11 protein-coding genes are annotated in these 12,442 nt (G+C 56.0%); 7 read left to right on the top strand and 4 right to left on the bottom strand.

From position 1 onward, the window contains the following. Positions 1-34: 34 nt before the first annotated feature. From EGY08_RS16190 to ghrB, 4 genes are all read left to right on the top strand, one after another. On the top strand, positions 35-784 hold the full coding sequence (locus tag EGY08_RS16190) for a sugar phosphate isomerase/epimerase family protein (RefSeq protein WP_004137816.1): 750 nt from the start codon (positions 35-37) through the stop codon (positions 782-784). Positions 785-787: 3 nt separating this feature from the next. Next, the gene (locus EGY08_RS16185; RefSeq protein WP_123828671.1) at positions 788-1,726 is read left to right on the top strand and encodes a sugar kinase; all 939 of its coding nucleotides are present in this window, start codon (positions 788-790) and stop codon (positions 1,724-1,726) included. Between the two features lie 101 nt (positions 1,727-1,827). After that, positions 1,828-3,108 carry an MFS transporter gene (locus EGY08_RS16180; RefSeq protein WP_004855346.1) on the top strand — a complete coding sequence of 427 codons (1,281 nt, stop codon included), beginning with the start codon at positions 1,828-1,830 and terminating at the stop codon, positions 3,106-3,108. A 24-nt stretch (positions 3,109-3,132) separates the two neighbouring features. Further along, the gene (gene ghrB / locus EGY08_RS16175) at positions 3,133-4,104 is read left to right on the top strand and encodes a glyoxylate/hydroxypyruvate reductase GhrB (protein WP_004126442.1); all 972 of its coding nucleotides are present in this window, start codon (positions 3,133-3,135) and stop codon (positions 4,102-4,104) included. A 57-nt stretch (positions 4,105-4,161) separates the two neighbouring features. On the opposite strand, the gene EGY08_RS16170 is transcribed toward ghrB, so the two are convergent. Then, entirely contained in the window at positions 4,162-4,872 is a 711-nt protein-coding gene (locus tag EGY08_RS16170; RefSeq protein ID WP_004126443.1) for a DUF3053 domain-containing protein, read from the bottom strand. 634 nt (positions 4,873-5,506) lie between these two features. On the opposite strand from EGY08_RS16170, the gene EGY08_RS16165 reads away from it, so the two are divergent. The 3 genes from EGY08_RS16165 to cspA all read left to right on the top strand — a co-directional run bounded on the left by EGY08_RS16165 (position 5,507) and on the right by cspA (position 7,869). After that, positions 5,507-6,865, top strand: a complete 1,359-nt coding sequence (locus EGY08_RS16165; protein ID WP_004126444.1) for an MFS transporter — start codon at positions 5,507-5,509, stop codon at positions 6,863-6,865. Positions 6,866-7,101: 236 nt separating this feature from the next. Continuing rightward, entirely contained in the window at positions 7,102-7,395 is a 294-nt protein-coding gene (locus tag EGY08_RS16160) for an HTH-type transcriptional regulator (protein WP_004126445.1), read from the top strand. 261 nt (positions 7,396-7,656) lie between these two features. Beyond that, on the top strand, positions 7,657-7,869 hold the full coding sequence (gene cspA / locus EGY08_RS16155) for an RNA chaperone/antiterminator CspA (protein WP_004126446.1): 213 nt from the start codon (positions 7,657-7,659) through the stop codon (positions 7,867-7,869). Between the two features lie 98 nt (positions 7,870-7,967). Here cspA and EGY08_RS16150 read toward each other — a convergent pair whose 3' ends face one another. The 3 genes from EGY08_RS16150 to glyS form a co-directional block, all read right to left on the bottom strand. Further along, positions 7,968-9,587, bottom strand: a complete 1,620-nt coding sequence (locus EGY08_RS16150; protein WP_123828670.1) for an ATP-binding cassette domain-containing protein — start codon at positions 9,585-9,587, stop codon at positions 7,968-7,970. A gap of 301 nt (positions 9,588-9,888) precedes the next feature. Further along, positions 9,889-10,041, bottom strand: a complete 153-nt coding sequence (gene hokA / locus EGY08_RS16145; RefSeq protein WP_004126452.1) for a type I toxin-antitoxin system toxin HokA — start codon at positions 10,039-10,041, stop codon at positions 9,889-9,891. 328 nt (positions 10,042-10,369) lie between these two features. Continuing rightward, positions 10,370-12,439 (bottom strand): glycine--tRNA ligase subunit beta, encoded by a 2,070-nt coding sequence (glyS, locus tag EGY08_RS16140; protein ID WP_024359752.1) that lies wholly within the window; start codon positions 12,437-12,439, stop codon positions 10,370-10,372. Positions 12,440-12,442: the final 3 nt, after the last annotated feature.

Here is a 12,442-nt window from a genome sequence, read left to right as displayed (position 1 = left end):
AACAACGCATCAGATTATCGTCGGGAGTATTGGGATGGCCAGAAAGATTATTGTCGTTACCGCCGCGTACGGGAATGACCATGTTAAAGCGCTTGGCGGGCAGTCCGCCGTACTGCCGTTTATCGCCGGTTCCGGCGCGGACGGCGTAGAGATCCGCCGGGAACTTTTCAGCGCAGATGAGCTGAACCGCCTGGCGGAGCTGGCCGCCGATATTGAGCGCCGCGGCCTGCTGGTGTGCTATTCCGCGCCGGAAGCCCTGTTTGCCGCAGACGGAGCGCTTAACCCCCATCTTTCTGACCTTTTACAGGAAGCGCAAACCCTTAACGCGCTGTGGCTTAAGCTCTCGCTGGGCCATTTTACCCACCACCATGGCCTGGAAACCCTGCGCGATATTTTGCGCGAGAGCGGCATGGCGCTGGTGGTGGAAAACGATCAAACCGACTGCGGCCAGCTGGCGCCGATGCAGCGCTTCAAAGCCGCCTGCCGGGTTAACCAGCTGCCGATCACTCTCACCTTTGATATGGGCAACTGGCTATGGGTCGGCGACTCGCCGGAAGAGGCCGCGCGCCACCTGGCCCCGGCCGTCAGCTATATTCATGTTAAGGCGGCTGAGCCGCACCATTCGCACTTTCGCGCCGTACCGCCGGATGAAGCCTCCGGACGCTGGCTGGCGCTGCTCGATAACCTGCCCGCCGATGCCCCGCGCGGGATTGAATTTCCGCTGACTGGCCATGACCTGACGGCCGTGACCCGCCGCTACGTCAACCTGCTACGCGAGGATTAAGTTATGCAAAAAGCATTAGATGTCATCACGATAGGCGAAGCCATGGCGATGTTTGTCGCCACAGAGACCGGCGAGCTGGCTGAAGTAGAACATTTTATGAAGCGCGTGGCGGGCGCGGAACTGAACGTCGCGACCGGGCTGGCTCGCCTCGGCCTGAGCGTCGGCTGGGTAAGCCGCATCGGCAAGGACAGCTTTGGCCGCTTCGTCCTCAACACGCTGGCGAAAGAGGGAATCGACGCCCGCCGCGTGAGTACCGATGGCCGCTACGCTACCGGCTTTCAGCTGAAATCTAAAGTCGAAAATGGAACCGATCCCATTGTGGAATATTTCCGCAAAGGCTCCGCCGCCAGCCATCTGTCGCCGGACGATTTTAATGAATCGTATTTCGCCAGCGCCCGTCACCTGCACTTAAGCGGCGTGGCCGCCGCGCTGTCGGAAAGCTCATACGCCCTGCTGGAGCGCGCGGCGCACACGATGAAAGCGCAGGGAAAAACGATTTCGTTCGACCCCAACCTGCGGCCAACGCTGTGGAAAAGCGAAGGCGAAATGATCGAGAAGCTTAACCAGCTGGCGTTTCAGGCCGACTGGGTTCTACCGGGTTTAAAAGAGGGCATGATTCTGACCGGTCTACAAACGCCGGAAGCCATCGCCGACTTTTATCTCGGCCAGGGCGTTCGCGCGGTCATCATTAAAACCGGTTCCGACGGCGCCTGGTATAAAACGGCCGACGGCGAACAGGGGGCCGTGGCGGCGATAAAAGTAGATAACGTCGTCGATACCGTTGGTGCCGGCGATGGCTTTGCCGTCGGGGTGATTAGCGCCCTGTTGGAAGGAAAACCGCTGCGGCAGGCGGTGAAACGCGGAAACAAAATCGGCTCACTGGCCATTCAGGTTCAGGGCGATAGCGAAGGCTTACCCACGCGTGAGGCGCTGGGCGAGTAAGCAGATTCAGCACAACGTCAGGCCGTTCTGTACCCTACATGCAGCGCGGCGTAACGGATCTTTTCTATGATGAGCGTCACCTCACTCACAGAGGCATACCTATGAATAGTTCGACGAATGCAACAAAACGCTGGTGGTACATCATGCCTATCGTGTTTATCACGTATAGCCTGGCCTACCTCGACCGCGCTAACTTCAGCTTCGCTTCGGCGGCCGGTATTACTGAAGATCTGGGGATCACCAAAGGTATCTCCTCCCTGCTGGGGGCGCTGTTCTTCCTTGGCTACTTCTTCTTTCAGATCCCCGGCGCGATTTACGCCGAACGCCGCAGCGTACGCAAACTCATTTTTATCTGCCTGATCCTGTGGGGTGCCTGCGCCTCGCTGACCGGGATGGTGCACAATATTCCCGCGCTGGCGGCGATTCGCTTTATTCTCGGCGTCGTCGAGGCCGCGGTCATGCCGGCGATGCTGATTTACATCAGCAACTGGTTTACCAAATCTGAACGCTCGCGCGCCAATACCTTCCTGATCCTCGGCAACCCGGTGACGGTGCTGTGGATGTCGGTGGTGTCCGGTTACCTGATTCAGGCATTCGGCTGGCGGGAAATGTTTATTATCGAAGGCGTTCCGGCGGTAATTTGGGCCTTCTGCTGGTGGGTGCTGGTAAAAGACAAACCTTCGCAGGTCAACTGGCTGGCGGAAAGCGAAAAAGCCGCGTTGCAGGAGCAGCTGGAGCGTGAACAGCAGGGAATCAAACCGGTGCGCAACTACGGCGAAGCCTTCCGCTCGCGCAACGTTGTCCTGCTGTGCATGCAGTATTTCGCCTGGAGCATCGGGGTTTACGGTTTCGTGCTGTGGCTGCCGTCAATTATCCGCAGCGGCGGCGAGAATATGGGCATGGTCGAGGTCGGTTGGCTCTCATCCGTCCCCTATCTGGCGGCAACCATCGCGATGATCGTGGTGTCATGGGCCTCCGATAAAATGCAGAACCGCAAGCTGTTCGTCTGGCCGCTGCTGCTGATTGCCGCCTTCGCCTTTATTGGTTCCTGGGCCGTTGGCGCCAACCATTTCTGGGTCTCTTATACCCTGCTGGTGATTGCCGGCGCGGCGATGTACGCCCCCTACGGGCCGTTCTTCGCCATCATTCCCGAGATGCTGCCGCGTAACGTCGCCGGGGGCGCCATGGCCCTGATTAACAGCATGGGCGCGCTGGGTTCGTTCTTTGGCTCATGGTTTGTCGGCTACCTGAACGGCACCACCGGCAGCCCCGCAGCCTCGTACATTTTCATGGGAGTGGCGCTTTTCGTCTCGGTATGGCTTACTTTGATTGTTAAGCCTGCTAATAATCAAAAACTTCCGCTCGGCGCACGTCACGCCTGAAACCTTAACGCAACGGAGAACCGCATGAAGCCGTCAGTCATTCTCTACAAAACGCTTCCCGACGACCTGCAACAGCGTCTGGAACAACACTTTACCGTCACGCAGGTGAAAAACCTGCGTCCGGAGACCGTTTCACAGCACGCCGCCGCGTTTGCTGAGGCGGTAGGTCTGCTGGGTTCCAGCGAAAAAGTCGATACCGCGTTACTGGAGAAAATGCCCAAGCTTCGTGCAACTTCGACCATTTCCGTCGGCTACGATAACTTCGACGTCGATGCGCTGAACGCGCGTAAAGTACTGCTGATGCACACCCCGACGGTACTGACCGAGACCGTCGCCGATACCGTGATGGCGCTGGTATTGAGCACCGCGCGTCGGGTGGTGGAAGTGGCTAACCGCGTGAAGGCCGGCGAGTGGACCAAAAGCATCGGCCCGGACTGGTTTGGCAACGACGTGCACCATAAAACCCTCGGTATCGTCGGTATGGGGCGTATCGGGATGGCGCTCGCCCAGCGCGCCCACGCGGGCTTCGGCATGCCCATTCTCTACAACGCCCGCCGCCAGCACCCGCAGGCGGAGGAGCGCTTTAACGCCCGCTACTGCGATCTCGATACCCTGCTGGAGGAAGCGGATTTTGTCTGTCTGATCCTGCCCCTGACCGAAGAGACTCATCACCTGTTCGGCAAAGCGCAGTTTGCCAAAATGAAGTCCTCCGCCATCTTTATTAACGCCGGGCGCGGACCGGTAGTGGATGAGAAGGCGCTGATTGCCGCGCTGCAGGAAGGTGAAATTTATGCTGCCGGGCTGGACGTTTTTGAACAAGAGCCGCTGGCGAAAGACTCCCCGCTGCTGAGCATGCCGAATGTCGTCGCGTTGCCGCATATTGGCTCAGCCACGCATGAAACCCGCTATAACATGGCGGCCTGCGCGGTGGATAATCTGATTGATGCCCTGAACGGCAATGTTGAGAAGAACTGCGTGAATCCGCAGGTGAAGTGAGAAGTGAAAAAAGAAAACCCGGGCTAAGGTGAAGCCTTGCCCGGGTTGTCAGAGCCATTAACGGGTCGCGTTAACTGCCGCTGTCCACGCCTGATTAAAAGCTTGATGCTGAGCGGCCAGCGGTCCAATCAGCGTATTATACTGACTGGCCTGCTGCGAAGTCGGGAACTGAATACCGTTCGCCACGAAGCTGACCTGAGTCTCCTGCTGGGCGATAAAATCACCCACCTGCACCAGCTGCTGGGTAAATACCTGCGCTGCCGGAATTAACGGCTGTAGCGCATTCGCCGGGGCCGTCACGACTTTATTATAGACCTGGTCGAAGACCGGCTTGAGATCGTCACCCTGTTTCAGCGCGCCGTGGGCGGCATCCGCCTGTATTTTTGCGTTCTCCAGCTGCTGGCTCAGTACGCCCAAAGCGCCATTTGCCTGACGCAGCGGCTCGCGCTGGGTAACATAATCCTGCGGTACGCGGATCGCGTTCACGCTATCAACTACCGGACGCAAACCCGCATCCATCGCCTGGCTTACCTGCTGTGAATAGCCGTAAATCACCGCGTAATCGGAAACGAAAGGCCCGAACTGTTTTTTCTGATCGGCGGTCAGCGTCGGCAGACGTTCGCCGCTACGCATTGCCGTATTTTGCAGGAAGTCGATGAACGCTTTGCGCTGATCGCCTTCTTTATCAAAACACCCACTCAGGCTAACCACCATTAACAGGGCCGCAATAGCCGCAAACCAGCGAGAGCAGGACTTTCCTGTCGCCATTTTTTTACTCCTTTCAGCCAAAAAAAGCGCAAACAGACACACACGTGCCAGACGCTGACAAGGATAGTCCAGGTCGGCCTTGCAGGATACCTTTTCCTGACAATCTTCCGCCTTTAAAACCGGGTTTTCGACGTTTTAGCGCGCGGCGGCGGCCTCTGTTAAGTTCATCACAATTACCACCATCGTTCAGCGCGCAGCGAGTTTATCTAATAATATGATTTTACTACGATTACTTTAACCTCACTCCCGAGTTGCCCGTAAAGCGGACGATAATCGCACGCTTCCCTTTTCTCCCGCATTGCCTGAACCACCGTTCGATGATTTTATTAAATGAGCGATTAACGGCGTATTGTTCGATAATCGCACAAACAACATCAACGATCGCGAGGGAGATAACAATAATCTATACCCAAAATAATTCGAGTTGCGGGACAAAACGTTAAACCGTTTTGAACAGCGCTTGCGCTGGCCCCGTAAGGGGCGAGGCCTTAGGCCGAGTGACGCGGCAAGTGAGGGAGTCCCCAGGAGCTTACTGGTGTAAGTGACTAGGGTGAACGAGCGAAGCCAACGCACAGGCAACTTGAAGTATGACGGGTATATCTCTGTCCCCCCCTCTGCCTGCCAGGAATGCCGCATGAAGAACACAACCATCGATATTCAGGCTTTTATCAATGAACATCCCTTCACGAAATACCAGTGGATGATTCTGGCCTTATGTTTTATCACCGTCGCGATGGACGGATTCGATACCGCGATAATCGGCTTTATCGCCTCTGACCTGGTGCAGGAATGGGGCGTCGAAAAATCGGCGTTAGGCCCGGTGATGAGCGCCGCCTTAGTCGGGCTTGCCGTCGGCGCGCTGACCGCCGGACCGCTCGCCGACCGCGTTGGGCGGAAAAAAGTTCTGATTATGTCCATCGTGGTTTTCGGCGGCTTCAGTCTGCTGACCGCCTTTGCTACCAGCCTTAACCAACTGACGCTACTGCGTTTTCTCACCGGCCTTGGGCTGGGCGCCGCCATGCCGAACGCCGCGACGCTGATGAGCGAATACGCCCCCGAGCGGCGTAGGGCGCTGATGGTCAACCTGATGTTCGTCGGCTTTCCGATGGGCTCCTCGCTGGGCGGCTTCCTCTCCGCCTGGATGATCCCCCACTACGGCTGGCAAAGCGTGCTGGTGCTTGGCGGAGTGATGCCGCTGCTGCTGGCGGTAGTGCTGCTCTTTCTTCTGCCGGAATCCGCGCGCTATATGGTGGTCAAACGCCAACCTGCCCAGCGTATCGCCGCGATCCTGCGCCGCATCGCGCCGGTTCCCGAGCAGGCTGAGTTTGAGCTACGCGAAGCGGGCCAGATACAAGAGAAATCATCCATCGGCGTGATTTTCTCTCCGCGCTACGCCGTCGGCACCATCATGCTCTGCCTGACCTACTTTATGGGCCTGCTGATCTTCTATTTGCTGACCAGCTGGCTGCCGCTGCTCATCCGCGAAACCGGCGCGACGATGAGTCAGGCCTCTATTATCACCGCGCTGTTCCCGCTGGGCGGCGGTATTGGCGTGCTTATCCTCGGCGCGCTGATGGATAAGCTCAACCCAAACAAAGTGGTTGCCGTGGGCTGGCTGTTGACCGGCGTGTTCGTTTGTCTGGTTGGTTTCTCGACCCATAACCTGCTGCTGATGGGGATAATGGTCTTTATCGCCGGCAGCATTATGAACGGCGCGCAATCATCAATGCCTGCGCTGGCCGCCGGTTTCTATCCCACACAGGGACGTGCGACCGGCGTGGCCTGGATGTTAGGGATTGGCCGCTTTGGCGGTATCCTCGGCGCCTTTAGCGGCGCGTTCCTGATGCAGGCCCAGCTCTCTTTCGAAACGATTTTCTCCTTGCTGGCTATTCCGGCCTTCCTGTCGGCCATTGCGCTGCTGGTCAAATATAAGCTGGGCCAACGGCAACCCGCGGCTTCGCAAGGCGATGTGAAGAAGCTGCAAAAGGCGTAATACACCGGCCAGCGGGCGCGCGCTGGCCTTTTCCGATTTTCTTCTTATCTGTTTACAATAATTTTCTTAACGGCTCTCTTTGTTACTTTTCAGCACGTTATACCGCTGGAAACGGACGTAAAGAACCTCAAGTGATAAATAATTACCACGGTAATCATTCCTGACTTTTTTTTCCGACTATTCTTAAGAGGCTCTACATAATTCACCCTCCGCCGTATGAAAGAGAGGAGTTCTCAATGGAATATAAAGATCCTGCATTTGAACTGCTGAGCAACCTTGAACAAATTATTTTTAAAGATCAGGCACAGGCGGCCTCGCTGACGCGTAAGCCCGCCGCAAGCATTGAATTTGACCAGCTACGCAAAGGCACCGGGCTGAAAATAGATGATTTTGCCAGCGCCATGGGCGTCAGTGTAGCAATGGTACAAGAGTGGGAATCGAGACGCGTGAAGCCCTCTCCCACGGAGCTTAAGCTGATGCGCCTGATACAGGCGAATCCGCAGCTTTCAAGACAGCTTATTGACTCATAATTTTAGCGTTTTTTGGTTTCGGCTAGCGGTCCTGATAAAGGACCGTTTTCATGCCAATGAAAAAAAAGTTTGCTATCACAACGTGAACATGCGTTAATGCTCGCAGGTTTGATGTAAAGACCACAGAGCATTCGAATAGAGCAGTCCTTCAAAGGTTATCCGTTGATACCCCGGTAGTGAACTTTCCCTTTATCGCTTCAAATCTGTAGTCCAGACCGTAACGCCGAAAGGCTCATTTATTTTTTTTAAAGGTAATTCACTATGTCCGGTAAAATGACTGGTATCGTAAAATGGTTCAACGCTGACAAAGGTTTTGGTTTCATCACTCCTGACGATGGTTCTAAAGACGTGTTCGTACACTTCTCTGCTATCCAGAACGAAGGCTACAAATCTCTGGACGAAGGTCAGAAAGTTTCCTTCACCATCGAAAGCGGCGCTAAAGGCCCGGCAGCTGGCAACGTAACCAGCCTGTAAGCTTAAAAAGCTCAAAATTCTTAAGTCCCTGCCAAACGGCGGGGATTTTTTTATTTGTGCGATAAGAAACCGCCATCCCGGGGATGGCGGTTTTGCATTTATCGCCGCTCAAAGCGCCAGCCATCTTCCCGCCATTCCAGGCAGTGGGTCAGCTTCAGCGCCTGTAAAAAGGCGTCATCATGCGATACCACCAGCATCGCGCCGGGAAACTGCGCCAGCGCTTTTTCAATCGCCTGGGTGGACGCCAGGTCGAGATGATTGGTGGGCTCATCCAGCAACAGTAGCTGCGTGGCTTCCCTCCGCCAGAGCACGCAGGCCAGCGCCGCCTTCAGGCGTTCTCCTCCGCTAAGGGCCGATAGCGGCAAATGGACTTTGTCCGCCCCCAGCTGTAGCTGCGCCAGCTGGCTGCGCAGCACGCCCTCTTCCAAAGGCGTATCGCCGAGATTCAGATGCGTCATTGCGGATAATGACAGATCCAGCTGGGTCAGATGCTGGTCCAGATACGCCGCGTTTACCGATAAGCGGCAGCGTCCTGAAAGCGGCGACTCCAGGCCCAGCAGCGTTTTAAGCAACGTCGTCTTACCGCAGCCGTTGGGGCCCCGCAGCGCCACACGCATCGGCCCATCCATGCGCCAGTTCAGCGGCGCCATAGGCGCATACGCCAGCCGCAACGCTTCCAGCTCCAGCACCTGTTTTCCCGCAGCGACCTGGCTACCGGGCAGAGTAAACATCACCGGGCTGTCCTCCTCGACCCGCTCCCGCGCCTGAACCACCGCATCGTTAAGCGCGCTACGTTGTTCACGATGCTGGCGCTTAAGGGTTCCGGGGCGCTCTTTCGCCGCGCCTTTGTAAGCAACCCGCTCGAATGAAGCGATATTTAGCGTATCAATAGTACGCAACGTCTGCGCAGAGCGCCGCAGGCAGGCATCATGCTCTTTGTGCATCCTTGCGCGAGTACGCCGCCGTTCGATGACGGCATGCTCCAGCGCGGCGCGAGCCGCCTGCTGCTCCAGCTCACGCTGCTGCTGATAATCCGCATAGTTACCGCCGTAGCTGCGCAAAGCTGCGGACGTCAGCTCGAGGATGCGCGGCGTTTGGGCCAGCAGCTCGCGGTCATGGCTGGCGATAAGCGCGCCGCCGCGCCATTGCTCAAGCTGCTGATAGAACCACGCCCGGCCTTGTCTGTCGAGATGGTTGGTGGGCTCATCAAGCAGGAGAAAATCCGCGCCGGACAAGAATGCTGCGCAGAGCTGCGCCTTCACTCTTTGCCCGCCGCTCAACGAAGAGGCGAGCCGTCCGGGAGAAAATTCCCCTAAGCCAGCGGCCAGGAAGCCTGCATTCAAACGATCCGGAAGATCCCAAAAGCCATCAAGACGTTCGAGATCGTCAACTCGCCCTTCGCCTCGCTCAAGACGCGCCAGAGCAGAAAAAACGAATTCGAAGCTTAGCCACTCCGCCAGCGTCGTATCAGGAGTCATCGCATGCTGCTGAGCAACGTAGCTTACCGAAACCATACGTTCGATATGGCCGCTCGACGGTGAGTCCAGGCCCGCCAGTAAACGCAACAGTCGGGTTTTACCGACGCCATTGCGCCCGACAAGCCCGCAGAGGGAGCCTTCCAGCGATAAATTCAGCGGACCAAAAAGCGTATCTCCCGTCGCAAATTGACAGGTGACCTGATGCAAAAGAAAAGAGGGGGATTGGGCACAATGAGCCATAAGCACTCCTGAATGAAATCAATACTTCCCCTGCTCGCAAATAGCGCTAAGCAAGGAGCGAAATTCATCAGTCGTGTTTGTTCATTTGGCGCGTGCTCTCCGGTGAGACGAGGGATTCGTCGGAGCATAGGATAGCCATACTGCGGTATACTTTTCAAGCCTGTTTTTTCAACAGACGATGGTTGCGAAAAAAAAGCCTCCTGTATCAGGAGGCAAAATAATTAATTAATGAAAAAAACAGGGTGCATTGAAAATGCCTAACGCCGTAAGTCTGGCGGGAATCTCTCCCCGCCAGATGCTCTTACCGTTTAATTTCACAGGCTAAGAATGTCACCAGCTTGATATTCCCCTGTCTGACCTGTAATTCACACAGTGAATCACGAACCATCCAGGTGAATAATAAAATAGTGAAGCAAATCACTATTAAGCCAAACAACAGATGCTTTTGCGGCATTCCTCGCCTCCGATGTTGATTTCCAACAGGTAAGAGGCTACTCTTATGGTGTTGATGCATAGGGGAGCCTCACTTTGATTTATCATCAGGTGGGGCTTTTCTCTATTTGTCTCCTGCTGAACGCCTGAGAAAAACAGTCTCAAACACCCACAACTATTCTACCGCAAATATCTGAACAGACTGCGCTGGCATATTCCTAAAATATTTTTCTTGAATCTATATATTGAACAAAAATATTGATCAGAGAATTATTAATGGTTCGCTTATTTATAGTATACGCATAAAAAAACCTGCACTGAGGCAGGTTTTTTTATTATTAGCGATACGCTTACTGCAACAGGGAAATATCCGCTACCTGCAGGAACAGATCGCGCAGTTTGGACAACAGCGTCAAACGGTTCACGCGCACGTTCTGGTCTTCGGCGTTGACCATCACGTTCTCGAAGAATTCATCAACCGGCTCGCGCAGGGACGCCAGCTCGATCAGCGCATCCTGGTAACGCCCTTCGGCGAAGTACGGCTGCAGCTTATCGCGCAGCACGACTAAATTGCCTGCCAGTTTGATTTCAGCCGCTTCTTTCAACACGGAGGCGTGAACGATATCGTTCAGCGTAACGTCCGATTTCGCCAGAATATTGGAAACGCGCTTGTTCGCCGCCGCCAGCGCGGAGGACTCTTCGAGGGTACGGAAGTGCGAAACCGCCTTCATGCGCGCATCGAAGTCTGCCGGACGGGTCGGACGACGCGCCAGTACCGCCTGAATGGTATCGACGGTGTAGCCTTCGTCCTGATACCAGGCGCGGAAGCGTCCCAGCATGAAGTCGATAACATCATCGACCACGTTGCCGTTCGTCAGCTTATCGCCGTACAGGCGCACCGCTTCTTCGGTGAGGGTCTGCAGATCCAGATTGAGGTTCTTCTCAACAATGATACGCAGCACGCCCAGCGCAGCGCGGCGCAGCGCGAACGGATCTTTGTCGCCTTTAGGGTGCTGACCAATCCCGAAGATACCCGCGAGAGTATCCATCTTGTCGGCAATCGCCAGCGCGCAAGCAACCGGATTTGACGGCAGGGCGTCACCGGCAAAGCGCGGCTGATATTGCTCATTCAGGGCAACCGCCACATCTTCCGCTTCGCCATCATGGCGCGCGTAGTGCATCCCCATCACGCCCTGAGTATCGGTAAATTCGAAGACCATGTTGGTCATCAGATCGCACTTGGACAGCAGGCCCGCGCGGGTCGCGTGGTTAACGTCTGCGCCAATCTGCCCGGCAATCCAGCCGGCCAGCGCCTGAATGCGATCGGTCTTGTCGCGCAGCGTACCCAGTTGCTGCTGGAACAGTACGGTTTGCAGACGCGGCAGATTGTCTTCCAGACGCTTTTTGCGGTCGGTATTGAAGAAGAACTCCGCATCCGCAAGACGCGGACGAACTACTTTCTCGTTACCGGAAATAATCTGGGTCGGATCTTTCGATTCGATGTTGGCCACGAAGATAAAGTTTGGCAGCAGCTTGCCCGCGTTGTCGTAAACCGGGAAGTACTTCTGGTCGCCCTTCATGGTATAAACCAGCGCTTCGGCAGGCACTGCAAGGAATTTCTCTTCGAACTTCGCGGTCAATACCACCGGCCATTCCACCAGGGAAGTGACTTCTTCCAGCAGGCTTTCGCTCAAATCGGCGTTACCGCCAATTTTGCGCGCCGCTTCTTCGGCATCGGCTTTGATTTTGGCTTTACGCTCAGCGTAATCCGCAATCACTTTACCGCGCTCACGCAGGATTTCTGGGTATTGATCGGCAGAATCGATGGTGAACTCCGCCTCGCCCATAAAGCGATGGCCGCGAATAATCCGGTCGGACTGTACGCCCAGAATCGTTGCCGGGATCACTTTGTCGCCCAGCAGCAGGGTCACGGTGTGAACCGGACGCACGAAGTGCACGTCAGACGCGCCCCAGCGCATCAGTTTCGGGATCGGCAGCTTCGCCAGCGAGGTAGCGATCATGTTCGGCAGCAGCGCTTCGGTGCTCTCGCCTTTCACGTGGGCACGATACAGCAGCCATTCGCCTTTATCGGTCGCCAGACGTTCAGCCTGATCGACGGTAATACCGCAGCCGCGCGCCCAGCCTTCAGCCGCTTTGCTCGGTTTACCTTCGGCGTCAAACGCCTGGGCAATCGCCGGACCGCGTTTTTCGACTTCACGGTCTGCTTGCGCAGCCGCCAGATTCGCCACTTTCAGCGCCAGACGGCGCGGCGCGGCGAACCATTCAACTTTACCGTGCGCGAGGCCGGCGTTATCCAGCTCCGCGGTCACGTTCGCAGCAAAGGATTCAGCCAGGCTGCGCAGGGCTTTTGGTGGCAGCTCTTCAGTGCCGATTTCCACCAGGAAAGTTTTCTCAGACATGGC

Origin of the sequence: Klebsiella sp. FDAARGOS_511 (genome assembly GCF_003812845.1) — a bacterium.
Taxonomy (GTDB): domain Bacteria; phylum Pseudomonadota; class Gammaproteobacteria; order Enterobacterales; family Enterobacteriaceae; genus Klebsiella; species Klebsiella grimontii.
The sequence above is the reverse complement of the archived record's forward strand: the minus strand, read 5'-3'. Positions and strand labels throughout refer to the sequence as shown.